We start from the raw sequence: 15,244 nt of genomic DNA, 5'->3' as shown, positions 1-15,244 counted from the left end.
CTCCCACCCCATCCCGCCCGCGATGGACTCGATCGCCCGCAGCGCGCCGACGGTGTCGCTGTTGCCGTGGACGTAGGCGGCGTAGGGCAGCTTCTTCGTCGCGTCGAGGCAGGGGTAGTACACCTGGTCGAAGAAGTGCTTCAAGGCGCCGGACATGTACCCGATGTTGGCCGGCGTGCCCACGATCACCGCGTCCGCCGCCAGCACATCCACCGCCGTCGCCGCCAGCGCCGGGCGCCGCTCGACCGCCACGCCCTCGATGTCCTCGTTCGTCGCACCGGCAAGCACAGCCTCGAACATCGCTTGGAGCGTCGGGGACGGCGTGTGGTGGACGATCAGGAGGGTGGGCATGCATCCGATCCTGTCATGACGCCGATGGCAGGCAACGCACCTCAGCCCTGACGAGCGGCGCTCGGCTCTGGCACAAGGTCTAGTGACCAGGCGTCCTCCGTGGAGACCTCCAATACGCCGCTCTCCTGCGGCAGCACGATCTCGGCGCGGGCTTCACCGTCGATCGTCGCCACGATTCGTGCCTTCCGATGCCCGCTCACATCGCAATGTGATGCGCAATCGCAGAACTGATAGAACGAAATCGTTATCGAGTCGAGGCACTGTATCGTCGCACGAACATCCCCCAACGTGTGGTGGTAGACACCGCCACAATCGGCCCGCGTCATGTCCTCCAACGCGGGCAGTTTGTAAATCTCAATGAGCCGGGCGGTCCAGCCCACGTCTGAATAGTCCTCGACTTTCAGGTGCGTGACCTCCGGCGGAACCACCACGACCTCGGAAAGCCCCTCCTCGACACGATGGGCTTCGACCTGCCGAACCGTTTGCTCCGTCCGCTCCATCAGCTTGATGAACACCTCCCCCTTGTAATCAGAGCCATCACATAGGAGCAATGTTGTGCGCTGCGGAAACGGACGGTCGAAGCTGAAATCCGCACTTCCGACCCCCTGCCAAGCGAACCGCTCGGCGGTGTGTGGACCACGTTCCGGCTTCGGTGGCCCCTCCAGCTCCTCGGCGGTCAGGATCTCAAGCGGCACCGGACGCCCACTGCGCACGGCGTCCAAACGCACCAGGGCGCCACGTCCCCGGCCGATCACCGCGTAGACCGCCTCACTCTCGTCTGTCTCGTCAGCCTCGTCGAGCATCCGCGAGGCCTTGGCCAGCGCCTCGGTCGCGATCCAGTGATAGCGACGCATCGTGGAGGACGTAGCGGGACCCTCGGGATCGAACTCGAACGACAAGAACTGATTCTCATAGTCCGCGAACGCCTCGCACGCCTCCCGGATCCAGCTCGACGTACCGTGTTCACTGCCGGGAACGGCTTCCCGAACCGTCGGCGCGCCTATCCCCATCGCCGCCAACTGCTCCGCGACAAGGCCCGGCAACTGCTCAGCCACGAGCCCCGCCAGCCGCTCAGCGACAAGCCCCGCCAGCTGCTCGGCCACCAGCGCTGGAAGCAATCCTTCGACCGCGCCCCGGACCTGTTCGGCTACGACGCTTTCGCGCTTGTCGAACACCCGACCACCCCTTTCACCGCACCGATCTCAGAAGTCTGCCAGCGAGGTCGGACGCGCGCCACGACGCACGCGGACAGTTCCGGCGCCGAGGCGTCCAGGAGGGCGGGAAGCAGGCAGCTGACCTGGAAGGATAGAGTCAGGTAGACCGTTCATCCGGGTCTAAGAAGCGCTTCAGGGCTCCGCTCATGTTCCCGATGTTGGCCGGCGTCCCCAGGATTCCAATCTCCTTCGGCAGCACGGTGTCGGTGCGGCCTTCACCGCGGATCTCCGCCAACGCGGGTAGTTCATCGATCTTCAGTAGCCGAACCGTCCACTCCCGCCCGCGAATGTCATCGACTCTGAGGTGCGTGACCACCGGTGGAACCACCATGACCGCGGGAGTCGCGAACGGGGCAAGCCAGGAGCTGACCTCCCGGACCGTCTGGCCTTTCCGCTCCATCATCCTCCAGCTCGCTCGCGCTCATCGCCGTCAGCCGCGCCGCGACAAGTCTCGGCAGCTGCTCGGCCACCAGCTCCGGAAGCAGTCGCCCGGCCGCGTCCCGGACCTGTTCGGTGGTGACGCTCTCGGCGGCGTCGCGCTTCTTGAACACCTGACCACCCACCCCTCTGCGACTCTTCGACTCTTCGACTCTTCGACAGACAGGCCGCACCTTCTCCGAGCGTCACAACCTATACGGCGCAAACCCCCCGATCGGGTGGAGTGTGGCCGTGCCGGAGCGTGCGAGGTACCTGGCGCTTCAGTTCGCTGCGATGCTGGACTACTACTGGTAGAAAGCGCCCGATCGGGGAGGTCCACAAAGTGGAACCGCTGGAGGCCGGGGATCCGCGCACTGTGGGTCCTTACGTGCTGATCGCGCGGCTGGGTTCGGGGGGCATGGGACAGGTGTTCCTGGGCCGGACCCGGGGTGGGCGCACTGTCGCGGTGAAGGTGGTCAAGGCCGAGTTGGCCGGTGACCGGGAGTTCCGGCGGCGGTTCCGGCAGGAGGTCGCGGCCGTGCGACTGGTGTCGGGGCGGTACACGGCGGCGGTGGTGGACGCCGATCCGGACGCGCCGATGCCGTGGCTGGCGACCGCCTACGTGTCCGGGCTGACGCTGCGCGCGGTGGTCAGCGGCGGCGCGCGGCTGCCGGAGAGCTCGCTGCGGGTGCTGGCCTACGGGCTGGCCCGAGCGCTGGCCGAGATCCACGCGGCCGGGGTGGTGCACCGGGACCTGAAGCCGTCGAACGTGATGCTCGCCGTGGACGGGCCGCACGTCATCGACTTCGGCATCTCGCGGGTCATCGCGGCGGCCGACCTGACCCGCACCGACGTCGGCACCATCATCGGCTCCCCCGGCTTCATGTCGCCGGAGCAGACCCGGGGCCAGGAGCTGACCCCCGCGACCGACGTCTTCTCGCTCGGTACCGTCCTGGCCTACGCCGCCACCGGACGCAACCCCTTCGGCGGCGGCCCGGACCACACCCTGCTCTACCGCATCGCGCACGACGAGCCGGACCTGTCCGGCCTGCCGCCGTCGCTGGCCCCGCTGATCGCCACGTGCCTGGCGAAGGAGCCGGAGCGGCGGCCCAGCACCGCGCAGATCATCGGGCGGATGGCCGACACCCCCGGCGGCAACGCGTGGCTCCCGGCGGAGCTGACGGCGGCCATAGCGCAAAGCGCGGCGGAGATCCTGGACTACGAGGGCATCGCGGTGTTCCCGCAGCCCGACAACGATGCGCTGACCAGGGCCGTCCCGCCGCCGGACCCGACGCTGGTGCTGCCCACCTCGGCGGACCGGCCGACCGAGCAGCTTGGGGACACCGGCGAGCGGACCGTGGAACGGATCGGGATAGGGGAACCGCCGGAAGGCAAGCACGGCGGGGGCGGCGCGGGCTGGGTGGCCGGGGTGCTCTCGGTCGCGGTGATCGCGGCGCTGGCCACGGCCCTGGTCCTGGTGTTGCGCAGCGGAAGCCACAATCCGAGTCCGCCGCCCTCGGCGTCCGTGGGCACGACATCGAGCCAGTCCCCGCTGACCCGCTCGGTCAGCGGCAAGACGTCATCGCAGAGTTCGACGACCGCGCCGAGCCCGACCACCGGTTCCCCGCCGGCGCCGACGACGCCGGTGTCGACGTCCAGCACGACCGGCGTGCCGAGCCCGACGACGAGTTCCACGACGTCCACGACGCAGAGCACGTCGGCCCCGAGCACACCGAGCAGCACCTCGAGCCCGTCGAGCGCACCGTCGTCGAGCCCGTCCGCGCCGCACAGTTCGGCGTCGCACAGCTCACCGCCGGCGTCCCCGAGTCCGAGTCACAGCTGAGTCCGAGTCACAGCTGAGAGTTCGAGTCACAGCTGAGTTCGAGTCACAGCTGAGAGTTCGAGTCACAGCCGGTTCGAGCGGCGACCGTAGGTAGGCATCACAGCCTGCTGATGCGGACGCCGCGGCCCTGGGCGGGCTCTGTCGACCCCGTGAGCTCTACCGCATCCCGCACCGGAAAGCCGCCCACCGCGCCAACCGGCCCCATCGCACCCGCATCCTCACGCCACGCATACGTCTGTCCCGGCGACCGCCGTCGCCGCCTCCGGCCAGTCCACGCGGCGCCCCGACCGGACTTCGAACGGACATGTCAACCGCCATCCGCCGCCAACCCTCTCGAACCGAGTGCGCGCCGGGCCGCGCCGGCTCCACACTTGGCACGGCGGACCCGGGGCCGCACCCGCCTGCGGTCCCGGGTCCGCTCTGGTCCGGTCCGGCGGGATGCCGGCCGGCCGTTCGGTGCGGCGCGTCCTTGACGCGCGCCGCGGTCTTCATAGCTCCGGCTCCCCGTCTGACGCCGCACTAGGCGCCGGCCCCGTTCGCCGGGTGGTCCGGCGGCCGGCGAGTCGGCCGGCCGCCGCGGTGGTCACCCGACCCGCGTCAGATCGACCGCGGGCAGGTCCTTCAGTTCCCCGCGCGTCAGGTCCACCTGGACGCCGTAGGTGGCGTCGACCACGTTGCGGATCGGCACCGCGACTTTCTTGCGGCTCCACAGGTGTCCTTCGGCGAGCAGGATGTGGGTGACGTGGTGGTCGGGCGCGGCCAGCAGGCCCTTGATGTGCCCGATGTCGCCGTCGGCGGCGTGCAGGCGCTCGTTGCGGCGCAACTGGATCTCGCCGACCGGGACCCGGTCGTAGTGGACCATGTCCGGCTTGGATGGAGCCCGGTAGCCGCCGCCGAGCGTGCCGCCGCCGGTGGCCGGTCCGCCGGCCGGGGCCGCCGGCTGCACCATCTCGGTGGCCTGCGCCGGCTCCAGCAGGTCGAACCCGGAGCCGGTGCAGGACAAGATGATGGCCTCGACGCCGGCGCTGTCCACCAGCGAGACCGGGACCAGGCGCGCCGTGTGTGGATCGCGCCCGACGACGAGGTGCGTCAGTGTCTGGGTGGCCGGGTCCATGATGATCCGGTGCAGCCGGCCGCAATCTCCGTCGGCGCAGCTGACGCCCGCACCGATCGAGTAGCCCGCCTTTTCGGTCATGGTGCTCATAGCAGCCTCCTCACTGCTCGCGCGGCTGTCATCGCCGCGCCCCTGCCAGGTACCCGGTCACAGGATTCGAAACTGTGCGGCCGGGCGGCTTCTCAACAGGTGGAAAAGGCCGCGGACAACGGCACGCGCGGTCGCGTTCGGCCGCATGAGAAGCGGCCCACACCGCGACATGAGAAGCGCCCACACCGCCGCGTAAGAAGTCACCCACACCGCGCGGCATGAAAAGCGGCGCGGCTGCCGGGTACGGCGACGGCAGCCGCGCCGGCCTCAGCGGGCGGCCTCCCGGTCCGACCACGTCTTGATCGCCAGCAGCCGCAGCCGCAGCGTCTCGGTGTCCTCGGCGGCCACGACGTCCCCGGCGCCCCCGGCATCGGTCTCAGTCTCGGCCTCGCGGCCGTCCGGCGCCTCCGGCAGGCCCTCGGTCGGCACGCCGTGCGCCGTGAAGAAGCCCTCGGCAGTGCTGTGGGCCAGGGTCACGGCGACCCGCGGATTACTCACGAAGGTGCTCTGCACGTGCTTCCACACGCCGTCCAGATAGGCCCGGTCGGCGTCGGTGAAGCGCGGCGGCTGGGGTGTGGCCGCGGCGGCGCCGACGGTGCCCCCGAGCCCCGGGTCCGCGCGGCCGTTGTCGATGAACCCGCCGATCCGGGTGGACAGGCCGCCGAACGTTCCGGCGGCCGAGGCCCGCCAGCCGGCGGGCCCGAAGTAGAACATCGCCGCCAAAGCGGCGATCACAACCAGGACGACGATCACAGTGACGAGCACGACGACCCTCCCGAGCCTGAGCTGGAGCCGCGAACACGTGCCGTTACCCGGTTCGACCCCGGCCAATCGGCCGCGCCCGGAACCGTGTTCGAATCAGAGTTCTCAAATAGCGGGCGAGCGCGGAGTATGGAGGGATGGCGCATCCTGCCGAACACCGGCGTGAGCCCGTCCCCGACGTCTCGCGCGGCGGGGCCGGTTCCGGCCCGCCCTTATTCGCCGGGCAGAAGGTCCTGATCGTGGACGACGACCGGCGCGGCGCGTTCGCCCTCGGCAGTGCCCTGAGTGCCCGCGGGCTCACCGTCCTGCAGGCCGCCAACGGTCCGGACGGCGTGGCGGCGCTCCAGCACGACCCGACCATCCGCGCGGTCCTGATGGACATCGCGATGCCGGGCCTGGACGGCTACGCCACCACGGCCCGGATCCGCGAGCTGGACCAGCCCGAGCCGCCGGCCATCATCGCGGTCACGTTCGAGTCCTCGGCCGGCGACCGGGCCAAGGCGCTGGCCGCCGGGATGGACGAGCACGTGCCCAAACCGGTGGACGTCACGCGGCTGCTGCGGCTGTTGGGAGAGCTGATGCCGAGCTGATGCCGAGCTGAGTCAGGCCTGCTCTTCGGTCTCGCCGTCGTCCACCAGCACGGCGTCGCGCAGCGTGCCCAGGATCCGGGTGAGATAGCGCGAGACCTGCATCTGCGACACCCCGAGCTCGGTGCCGATCTGGCTCTGCGTCATACCGCGGAAGAAGCGCATCAGCAGGATGCGCTTGTCCTTCTCCGGCAGCGCGGCCAGCAGCGGCTTGAGGGCTTCGCGGTCCACGACCCACTCGTAGGCGTCGTCGTCCCCGCCCAGCGTCTCGCCCAGGCTCGCGCCCTGCTCGTCACCGGGCACCAGCGGGCGCTCCAGCGAGGTGGCGCTGTAGGCGGCCGAGGCGTCGAAGGCCTCGACGATCTCCTCCGGCTGCGCGCCCAGGTGCTCGGCCAGCTCCGCGATCGTCGGCGAGCGGCCCAGCCGGCGCTCCAGCTGCTCGGCCGGGGCGCCGTGCAGGGCCAGGCTCAGCTCCTGCATGCGGCGCGGGACGTGCACGTCCCAGGTGGAGTCGCGGAAGTAGCGCTTGATCTCGCCGGCGACCATCGGCGTCAGGTAGCCCAGGAAGGCGGTGCCGCGCGCCGGGTCGAAGTTGTCGACCGCCTTGATCAGCGCCAGGTACGCGACCTGCTCCAGGTCCTCGGCGGTGTCGGCCGGGACGCTGAAGCGGGAGGCGACGTAGCGCGCGTAGTTCATGTGCTCGGCGATCAGCTCGTCGCGCATCGTGCGGTGGCGCGCGCTGTCCGGCTCGCAGGCCGCGAGCTGTTCGAACCGGCGGTGGATCTCCGCGCGGTGCTCGGCGCGGTCCTTCGGCACGCCGCCGAGGCGCGGCGAGGGGATGTTCGGCAGCGGGACGTCCGAGTCCTGGTCGGGCAGCTGGCGGTCGGGACGCACGGCGCGCGAGGCGGGCACGGCGCTGTGGTGAGGCGGCTGCACCGGCTCACCGTCGCGTTCGGACCCGCCGCGGCCGGAGGACGCCGGACCGGGACTGTTCCCCCGAGTGCTCACCGCACCCCCGCCCGGGCCGGGCCGCCGGGCCCTGGCCCGCCGGCCCCCGCCGCGCGCTTGACGATGTCCACCCGCACCCGGCCCTCCTCCTCGGCCCACTGCAGGTCGTCGACCAGCGCCGCGAGCAGCGACCAGCCGAAGCCGCCGACCTGGGGCTTGGAGCCGGGCCGGGCCTCGGCCGAGACGGTGAGCGCCAGGCCGGCCGGGCCGAGCCGGAAGACGCAGTCCAGCTCCTCGCCGATGACGTCGACCTCGTCGGGTAACAGCAACAGCCCGCACGCCTCGTCGACGGCCAGCCGCCAGTCGCCCATCTCGGCCATCGAGAACCCGGCGCGCACGCCGAGGTGCCCGGCGGCCGACCGGACCAGGACCACGTAGTCACGCTCGGCGGGGATGCTCAGCGTCACCGGGACGCGACCCTCCGCACTCGTGTCGGCATCGGCGTCCGCACCGGACGGACGGACCCCGGCGCCACCCGGGCCGACGGCGTCCTCGCCACCCACTCCGCTCACGCGCTCCATACGTCCTGCTCCCCTTTCCACCGCTGCCGCTGAGTGCCCGCCCCGGCCGGGACCGCGGCCCGCGGCCCGAGTCGGCACCATACGGCTTTTCCGCCGTCGTCCTCGACCGCGACCCCCCAGGCCTGCGCCAACTGCACCACGATCGCCAGTCCCTGGCCACCGTAGCCGCGTTCGGCCGGCGGGATCAGCCGCGGCAGGCCGGGGCCGTGGTCGTGGACGCTCACGGTCAGCGCGCCGTCGCGCAGTTCCAGCGTGAGCCGCATCTCAGTCCCGGCGTGTCGGACCGCGTTCGTGACAAGCTCGCTGACCACGAGCGCGGCGTCGGCGACGAAGTCGGTGACGTGCCAGCGCCGGCAGGTCTCGGTCAGGAAGTCCCGGGCCCGGGCCGGCGCCGAGGGACCCGGGGCCAGGTCGGTCTGGGCCCTGCGGCGCGAGGTCATCGCGTCAGATTCCCAGCCGTGAGCCGACCCGATATCGTCGGTAGCGATCCGGGATCACGCGGGCTGGGTGGGAAAACAGGAGGCGTCATGGCGGTCGAGGGCTTCTCGGTCGAGGTCGACAACGACCCGGACCGGGGCGGAGCCGCCGCGGTCACCGGGGACGGCAAGGGTCCGGCGGCGGTCACGGTCACCGTGGCCGGCGATGTGGACCTGGCCGCGGCGGACACGCTGTGGAGCGTGCTGGACGAGTACGTGCGCCCCGGGGCGCACGTGGTCGTCGACTGCTCGCGGGTGGCCTTCCTGGACTCGATGGGCCTGCGCACGCTGATCCGGGCCCAGCACAAGGCCGCCGCCGCGGACGCGCACCTGACCCTGGCCGCGCCGTCGGAGGCGGTGCTGCGGGTGCTCCAGCTGGCCGGCGTCGCCGACTTGTTCGTCCTGGACAGCAGCGGGAGCGGCAGCGGACGCTGACCATCGGTCATCGCCACCCCTTCCACGCGTCCGGTCCGACAGGCCACCGCGAACACCGCTACCCGCTCCACCGAATCCAAACTCGATCCACTCTCGGTGAGGTGGGGCACGCGGGGCGGCGGTGCGCCGTCGCGAGCCGTCGGCCGACAGGCGGCGCCGCGCCTATTGTCAGGTATCCGACGTGCGAAAAGCATAGCCCGGGGGTGCGAAAGTCCCTAAGAGGTCATGCGGCGTCCAGAGGTCATGCGGCGTCCAAAGGTCATGCGGCGTCCAGGAAAGCCAGGACGGCCAGCACCCGCCGGTTGCCGTCCAGATCGGGCAGCAGGCCGAGTTTGGCGAAGATGGTGTTGATGTGCTTGCTGACCGCCTTCTCGGTGACCACCAGGCGGGCGGCGATCCCGGCGTTGGCGTGGCCCTCGGCCATCGCGGCCAGCACTTCGCGCTCGCGCGGGGTCAGTGAGCTGAGCCGTTCGTCGCGGGAGCGGCGGGCCAGCAGTTGGGCGATGACCTCGGGGTCCATCGTGGTGCCGCCGCCGGCGACGGTCCGCACCGCGTCCACGAACGAACGCACGTTCGAAACCCGGTCCTTCAGCAGATAGCCGACGGCCCCGGCGCTGTCGGACAGGAGTTCGCGGGCGTAGAGCGGCTCGACGTGCTGCGAAAGGATCAGCACCGGCAGACCGGGGACCCGGCGCCGGGCTTCCAGCGTGGCGGCCAGGCCCTCGTTCTTGAACGTCGGGGGCAGGCGGATGTCGGCCACCGCGACGTCCGGCCGCTCGGCGAGCAGCGCGTCCAGCAGGTCCGGGCCGGTCTCGACGGCCGCGACGACCTCGAAGTCGTGTGCCGACAGCAGCCGGACCAGACCGTCCCGCAGGAGGGCCTGGTCCTCGGCCAGTACTACGCGCATCAAGGCTTCCTCACTCGCACGGCACCTCCAGGGTCACCGTCGTCGGCCCCCCGGCCGGACTGTCGACGGTCAGCGTCCCGTCGAACGCCGCCAGCCGCCGCCGCACTCCGGCCAGCCCCTCGCCGCCGGCGATGTCCGCGCCGCCGGAGCCATCGTCCCAGACCTCGGCGATCACCCGGTCCTCGCGCCGGAACACGTCGATCCGCCCCCGCGCGGCGCCACTGTGTTTCAGCACGTTCGCCAAGGCCTCGGCGATCCCGAAGTAGAGGGCTGACTCGCGCGGGGCCGGCAACCGCTCCGTCAGGTCGCTGCGAACCTCGACCGGGATCGGCGAGGCGTAGGCCAGCGCCCGCAGCGCGTCCCCCAGGCCCCGCTCGGCCAGTACCGGCGGCAGGATGCCGCGGACCAGCGAGCGCAGTTCGGCCAGCGCCGCGCCGCTGTGCTCGCGGGCCTCGGCCAGCAGCGCGATCGCCTCGTCCGGGTTGGCGCGCACCAGGTCCTCGGCCATGCCCAGGCTCAGCCCGACCGCGGCCAGCCGGGCCTGCGCGCCGTCGTGCAGGTCCCGCTCGATGCGCCGCATCTCGGCCTCGGCGTCGTCGCTGACCCGCTCCCGGGTCACGGTCAGGGTGCTGATCCGCTCGCCGACGTCGGTGGAGTCCAGCAGCAGCTGGGAGTACTGGGCCTGGGCCCGGATCAGCGTGGGGCCGGCGAACGGCGCCAGCAGCAGGGCCACGATCCCGATGCCGAACCCGAACGGCCAGAACGCGCTGTCGCTCAGCACCAGCCCGGGCACCGCGAACGCCCCGACCACGCCCCAGCCGACCAGAGTCAGCGGCAGCAGACCCAACGTCAGCCCGACAGCGGTGTTGGTGACCAGCCAGAGCAGGTCCCGCCAGGTCCCCGGGTCGCCGAGCAGCCAGCGGACCCGGCCGCGGCCGGACCGGGGCAGGTACGGCTCGTCGATCACGATGCCGCTCCAGCTCCGCGCGATCCCGCGCTGCCAGTTCGCCAGTCCCCGCACCGCGCCGCCGATCACCGGCGGCACCAGCATCCCGCCGCCGATCGGCATCAGGCCCAGGGTCAGCACCGTGGCGACCACCAGCGGGACCCCCGCCAGCAGCGACACCAGGGCCAGCACCAGACCCCGGCCGGCCGCCAGGGCGGTCGAGGCGGCACGCACCCGCCACTGGGCGGCGCCACCCCCGAACACCCGCGGCAGCCAGGCCATCAGATCCGTCCCTTCGTCGTCCGCCATTATGGTGATCAGCCGTTGATCGCGGCCAGCGCGGAGACCCGCATGGCCCGCCGAGCCGCCCCCAGGCAGGCCGCGAAGGTCAGCACGATGATGCCGGCGCCCACTGCGAGGAACACCCCGAGGCCCTGGTCCGGCAGGAAGTCGCCGGTCCGGGCGTAGCTGAACGGGATCACCCCGACCAGCGCGGCCAGCGTGCCGAACACCAGGCCGGCGACCAGGATCGCGCAGGTCTCCCAGCTCAGCGCGCGCCGGACCTCGCCGGGGGTGTCGCCGATGAGGCGCCGCTGGCCGAACTCGCGGCGGCGGTGCAGGGTGCTGGAGACCGCGATGTTCGCCACGACCACCGCCGCGAACAACGCGATCATGGCGGTCACCAGGAAGCTCAGTGTCTGCACGCTCTTGTCGTCGGCCGAGACGGCGACGTGCAGGGCCCGGTTGGCGTCGTCCTGGATGAACTGCTCGTAGAGCGCGCCGTTGGCCAGCGACACGAACAGGATCACCGGCATCAGCACGCCTGCCGCCTGCCGCGAGTGCCGCCGCAGTTCGGCCTCGGCCAGGTAGCCGCCGCTGCGCCGCATCAGCGGGCCCAGCACCGCGGCGGTGATCCGGATCAGCACCGGGGCCAGCAGCGCCAGCCCGATGCCGGTGAGGATGCAGGCCTGGCCGGCGATCTCCATGGTGTCGTACCCCTCGTTCTTCATCAGGGTCGCGGTCATCACGGCGTCGTCCAGGCCGAGCAGGATCAGCACCACCGCGCCGATCTTGCGCTTGCGCGACATGCCGGCGTCCTCGGTGGCGGCGGCGACCAGCGAGGCCGCCGTGCTCTGCTTCGCCGCGCGGCGCCCGGTCGCGATCGCGGCCACCAGGGCCGCCGCCACGATGTCGCCGAGCCCCATGGCCAAGGTGGTGGCGCCGAACTTGAAGTCGACGCCGTGCGAGACCTGGTGGGAGGACTTCAGCATGGCCAGCATGCCGTGGCCCACGCCCAGCCCGGCCGGGACCGCCGGGATCGCCGCGGCGACCAGCAGGATCCCGGTCTCGGCCATGATCATGCGGCGGATCTGCCGGGGCAGCGCGCCGGCCGCCTTGAGCAGCGCGATCTCCTTCTCCCGCTGCTGCACCGTCAGGCTGAGGGTGGCGGCGGTGCCGAAGGCGATGATCAGCGCGCCCCAGCCGCCGATCACCAGGGCCATGGTCTGCAGGGCCGAGCGGTCGTCCTTCGACAGGCCCGGCGCGCTGCCGGTCTCATAGAGGGCGGCGAAGCCGGTGAGGATCGCGCCGCCGAGGAACAGGTTCAGGAACGAGGCGAGGTACGCCGCGCGGCGGTGCCGCAGATTGCTCAGGCTCACGGTGCGCATGTCAGGCCGCCGATCCGGTGTAGCGGGAGTCGGTCAGGCCGGCGTCCGTCAGCCCGGCGGAGTACGCGCGCTGACCCGCGCCGCCAGCGCCAGCCGCGGCTCCGACACCGGCGCCGGTGCCAGTGCCAGTGCCAGTGCCGGACTGCCGGAACGCGGCCATCCGCGCCGCGATCCCCGTGGCCTGCGGCGCCCGCATCTCCTCGACGATCCGGCCGTCGGCCAGGAACAGGACCCGGTCGGCGTAGGCGGCGGCGACCGGGTCGTGCGTCACCATCACCACGGTCTGCCCGAACTCCCGCACCGACTCGCCCAGCAGCATCAGCACCTCGGCCGCGCGCGCCGAGTCCAGCGCGCCGGTCGGCTCGTCCGCGAACAGCAGCGCCGGCCGGTTGACGATGGCCCGGGCGATCGCCACCCGCTGCTGCTGGCCGCCGGACAGCTCGGCCGGGCGGTGGTTCAGCCGGTCGGCCAGCCCGACCCGCTCCAGCAGGGCCTTCGCCCGCCGCTTGTCCACGGTGGTCCCGGCGATCCGGGCCGGCAGCAGCACGTTCTGCCAGACGGTCAGCGTCGGCAGCAGGTTGAAGGCCTGGAACACGAAGCCGATGCGGCCGCGGCGGAACCGGGTGGCGGCGGTCTCGTCGGAGGTGTCCAGTTCCTGGCCGCCGATCACGATCCGGCCGGAGTCCGCGCGCTCCAGTCCGGAGGCGCAGTTCAGCAGGGTGCTCTTGCCCGAGCCGGAGGGGCCCATCACGGCGGTGAAGGTGCCATAGGGAAGGCCCAGGCTCACCTGGTCCAGGGCGGCGACCTTCACCTGGTCGCCGAACGTCTTGCTCACCGATTCCAGACGCAGCGCGTCTTCCATGGCTGTCATGTGATCCAGACTCGCCCGGCGCGGGCCCGGAATCAGGGGTGCTAGTACCCGTCTTCGGAGGGGACTTGAGGCCTGCCGGGATGATCATTGCGTCAGCTGATGAATGCGGCATCAGACACTTCCCGGACTTATCCCATCGCCGCCGCCCAAGATGTGAGGATGTGCCACATGCCACACACCCCGGGCACCCATGGCAGCTGTCACCGCGCGCCCACCACGCGCGCAAACATCACGGCCGGACGCGTCACCGCCTTGCTCCTGCTCGCCCCGGCGATCGGGATGTTCTTCGGCGGCGCGGTGTTCGCGGTGTTGTGCGCGGGGGCCGCGTCGCTGGCCGCGCTGCGGGTGCGACCGGCGGGGCTGTGGTGGGTGCTGCCGCTGGCGCCGGTGGCGATCTGGGCGGTGTGCGTCGGGCGCGAGGTGTTCGACGCCTCCGGCGGGACCACCAAGCAGGCAGTCGCGGTGGCGCACGGGATGATCGACGCCTTCCCGGCGATGATCGTGACGCTGCTGGCCACGGCCGCCGTCGCGGCGTTACGCCGGACGTTCCGCCGGGGGTCCACCGGTGCCTGAGTACGGATCGCCTGAGTACGGATCGTCCGAGTACGGATCGTCCGAGTACGGATCGTCCGAGTACGGATCAGGGTCCGGCCGCCGACCCCAACAGCGGCCCCGGTTCCAGCCGCCCTACGATCTGTCCCCGCGCGCGCCGGGTTCCCGTCCGCAGGACGACCTGCGCTACTGGACGCCGCGTCCGCAGCAGCCGCCGCGCCCTCCGGGCCCGCCGAGTCCCGAACGGCCTGAGGGTCCCGAACGGCCCGAACCCCGCCGGCCGCGCCGCCGCCGCGCGATCATCACCGCCCGCGCACTGGCCTGCACCGCCTCCGCCGCGATCGTCCTGGCCAGCGCCGCGACCTGGGCCGCGTACCACAACCTGACCTCGGGCCTGCTCACCTCCGACGCGATCAACCAGATCCGCTCCGGCGAGAAGGGCTACGTCGCCCCGCACCTGGACGGCTCGGTCAACCTGCTGCTGGTCGGGCTCGACTCCCGCAAAGACATGAACGGCAACGACCTGCCGACGGACTTCGTGGAGTCCGAACTGCACGCCGGCTCCTCGGACATCGGCGGCTACAACACCAACGTCCTGATCTTCCTGCACATCCCGGCCGACGGCGGCCGGGTCACCGCGTTCTCCATCGCCCGCGACGACTACGTCGAGGAGCCCGGCGGCGCCTCGGCCGTCGGCGACCTCCCGGACCTGGGGATGCACAAGATCAAGGAGGCGTACGGCCAGGCCAAGGCGATCGCGGTGGACCGGCTGAAGGCCTCCGGGATGACCGACCAGGCGCAGATCGAGAAGATCAGCCGCGAGGTGGGCCGGGAGTCCACGATCCGGGCCGTGCAGCTGCTCACCGGCGAGCACGTGGACCACCTGGCCGAGATCAACCTGCTGGGCTTCTACGACGTGGCCAAGGCCGTGGGCCCGATCGAGGTCTGCCTGAACCACCCGGTGTACGACCCGATCGAGGACGGCGCGGGCACCGGGCTGAAGCTGCCGGCCGGGCACTCGACGCTGGACGCCGCCACCGCGCTGCAGTTCGTGCGCCAGCGCTTCCACCTGCTGCGCGGCGACTTCGACCGGAACCGGCGGCAGCAGGCGTTCCTGGCCTCGGTGATGTACAAGCTCAAGTCCGAGGGCGTGATCGGCGACCTGGGCAAGATGCGGTCGCTGTTCGACGTCGTGAAGAAGGACGTCGTGATCGACGACAACTGGGACGTGCTGGACTTCGCCTCCCGCGCGCAGAACCTGACCAGCGGGAACGCCGAGTTCCGGGAACTGCCGATCACCGGCCAGCCGGTGCTGCCCGGCGACGGGTCGGTCAACACGGTGAACCCGTCGCAGATCCGGCAGATCGTGATGACCGGGTTCGGGGACGCGAAGGAGTTCGCGAACGAGATGGCGCAGAACGCCGAGAGCGGGGACTCGGCGGACGCGTTGGGGCCGCCCAGCCTCACCGATCCGGGCGGCGGG

Annotated in this window: 17 protein-coding genes; 5 read left to right on the top strand and 12 right to left on the bottom strand. The window is 71.6% G+C overall.

Annotated elements, in window-relative coordinates; all coding sequences use genetic code 11:
- From KGQ19_RS41605 to KGQ19_RS41595, 3 genes are all read right to left on the bottom strand, one after another.
- Positions 1 to 351, bottom strand: a 351-nt coding sequence (locus KGQ19_RS41605; protein WP_212019841.1) for a flavodoxin family protein, incomplete at its 3' end; no start/stop codon positions are given.
- 41 nt (positions 352 to 392) lie between these two features.
- Positions 393 to 1,526 (bottom strand): hypothetical protein, encoded by a 1,134-nt coding sequence (locus tag KGQ19_RS41600; RefSeq protein WP_212019839.1) that lies wholly within the window; start codon positions 1,524 to 1,526, stop codon positions 393 to 395.
- Between the two features lie 136 nt (positions 1,527 to 1,662).
- Positions 1,663 to 1,968 carry a hypothetical protein gene (locus tag KGQ19_RS41595; protein ID WP_212019837.1) on the bottom strand — a complete coding sequence of 102 codons (306 nt, stop codon included), beginning with the start codon at positions 1,966 to 1,968 and terminating at the stop codon, positions 1,663 to 1,665.
- Between the two features lie 357 nt (positions 1,969 to 2,325).
- Between KGQ19_RS41595 and KGQ19_RS41590 the strand changes: the two genes are divergently transcribed.
- Positions 2,326 to 3,825 (top strand): serine/threonine-protein kinase, encoded by a 1,500-nt coding sequence (locus tag KGQ19_RS41590; RefSeq protein ID WP_212019835.1) that lies wholly within the window; start codon positions 2,326 to 2,328, stop codon positions 3,823 to 3,825.
- Between the two features lie 583 nt (positions 3,826 to 4,408).
- Here KGQ19_RS41590 and KGQ19_RS41585 read toward each other — a convergent pair.
- Together KGQ19_RS41585 and KGQ19_RS41580 are read right to left on the bottom strand one after the other, a co-directional pair.
- Positions 4,409 to 5,029 carry a hypothetical protein gene (locus KGQ19_RS41585; RefSeq protein ID WP_212019833.1) on the bottom strand — a complete coding sequence of 207 codons (621 nt, stop codon included), beginning with the start codon at positions 5,027 to 5,029 and terminating at the stop codon, positions 4,409 to 4,411.
- Positions 5,030 to 5,296: 267 nt separating this feature from the next.
- Entirely contained in the window at positions 5,297 to 5,794 is a 498-nt protein-coding gene (locus tag KGQ19_RS41580) for a hypothetical protein (RefSeq protein ID WP_212019831.1), read from the bottom strand.
- Between the two features lie 134 nt (positions 5,795 to 5,928).
- Here KGQ19_RS41580 and KGQ19_RS41575 point away from each other — a divergent pair, with 134 nt between their 5' ends.
- Positions 5,929 to 6,381 (top strand): response regulator, encoded by a 453-nt coding sequence (locus KGQ19_RS41575; protein ID WP_212019829.1) that lies wholly within the window; start codon positions 5,929 to 5,931, stop codon positions 6,379 to 6,381.
- A gap of 12 nt (positions 6,382 to 6,393) precedes the next feature.
- On the opposite strand, the gene KGQ19_RS41570 is transcribed toward KGQ19_RS41575, so the two are convergent.
- The 3 genes from KGQ19_RS41570 to KGQ19_RS41560 all read right to left on the bottom strand — a co-directional run bounded on the left by KGQ19_RS41570 (position 6,394) and on the right by KGQ19_RS41560 (position 8,347).
- Entirely contained in the window at positions 6,394 to 7,290 is an 897-nt protein-coding gene (locus tag KGQ19_RS41570) for a SigB/SigF/SigG family RNA polymerase sigma factor (protein ID WP_212019827.1), read from the bottom strand.
- Between the two features lie 92 nt (positions 7,291 to 7,382).
- Positions 7,383 to 7,907 carry an ATP-binding protein gene (locus KGQ19_RS41565; RefSeq protein WP_212019825.1) on the bottom strand — a complete coding sequence of 175 codons (525 nt, stop codon included), beginning with the start codon at positions 7,905 to 7,907 and terminating at the stop codon, positions 7,383 to 7,385.
- Complete coding sequence (locus KGQ19_RS41560) at positions 7,895 to 8,347, bottom strand: ATP-binding protein (RefSeq protein ID WP_212019823.1); 453 nt, start codon at positions 8,345 to 8,347, stop codon at positions 7,895 to 7,897. The genes KGQ19_RS41565 and KGQ19_RS41560 overlap by 13 nt, the downstream gene beginning before the upstream one ends.
- Positions 8,348 to 8,434: 87 nt before the next feature.
- Here KGQ19_RS41560 and KGQ19_RS41555 point away from each other — a divergent pair, with 87 nt between their 5' ends.
- Positions 8,435 to 8,818 (top strand): STAS domain-containing protein, encoded by a 384-nt coding sequence (locus KGQ19_RS41555; RefSeq protein WP_212019821.1) that lies wholly within the window; start codon positions 8,435 to 8,437, stop codon positions 8,816 to 8,818.
- Positions 8,819 to 9,077: 259 nt separating this feature from the next.
- On the opposite strand, the gene KGQ19_RS41550 is transcribed toward KGQ19_RS41555, so the two are convergent.
- Genes KGQ19_RS41550 through KGQ19_RS51455 form a run of 4 tightly spaced genes read right to left on the bottom strand, consistent with a single transcriptional unit; the run spans position 9,078 to position 13,200 of the window.
- On the bottom strand, positions 9,078 to 9,725 hold the full coding sequence (locus KGQ19_RS41550; RefSeq protein ID WP_212019819.1) for a response regulator transcription factor: 648 nt from the start codon (positions 9,723 to 9,725) through the stop codon (positions 9,078 to 9,080).
- A gap of 10 nt (positions 9,726 to 9,735) precedes the next feature.
- The gene (locus tag KGQ19_RS41545) at positions 9,736 to 10,980 is read right to left on the bottom strand and encodes a sensor histidine kinase (protein ID WP_212019817.1); all 1,245 of its coding nucleotides are present in this window, start codon (positions 10,978 to 10,980) and stop codon (positions 9,736 to 9,738) included.
- 8 nt (positions 10,981 to 10,988) lie between these two features.
- The gene (locus KGQ19_RS41540; RefSeq protein ID WP_212019815.1) at positions 10,989 to 12,329 is read right to left on the bottom strand and encodes an ABC transporter permease; all 1,341 of its coding nucleotides are present in this window, start codon (positions 12,327 to 12,329) and stop codon (positions 10,989 to 10,991) included.
- Positions 12,330 to 12,339: 10 nt separating this feature from the next.
- Entirely contained in the window at positions 12,340 to 13,200 is an 861-nt protein-coding gene (locus KGQ19_RS51455) for an ABC transporter ATP-binding protein (RefSeq protein ID WP_368862237.1), read from the bottom strand.
- 177 nt (positions 13,201 to 13,377) lie between these two features.
- On the opposite strand from KGQ19_RS51455, the gene KGQ19_RS41530 reads away from it, so the two are divergent.
- Together KGQ19_RS41530 and KGQ19_RS41525 are read left to right on the top strand one after the other, a co-directional pair.
- A complete protein-coding gene (locus tag KGQ19_RS41530; RefSeq protein ID WP_212019813.1) occupies positions 13,378 to 13,782 on the top strand; it encodes a DUF6542 domain-containing protein in 405 nt (134 codons plus the stop codon).
- On the top strand, positions 13,775 to 15,244 hold a 1,470-nt coding region (locus KGQ19_RS41525), incomplete at its 3' end, for an LCP family protein (RefSeq protein ID WP_212019811.1). The genes KGQ19_RS41530 and KGQ19_RS41525, both read left to right, overlap by 8 nt.

Source organism: Catenulispora pinistramenti, from assembly GCF_018274385.1.
Classification (GTDB): Bacteria; Actinomycetota; Actinomycetes; order Streptomycetales; family Catenulisporaceae; genus Catenulispora; species Catenulispora pinistramenti.
This window is presented reverse-complemented; position numbering and strand designations above follow the sequence as displayed.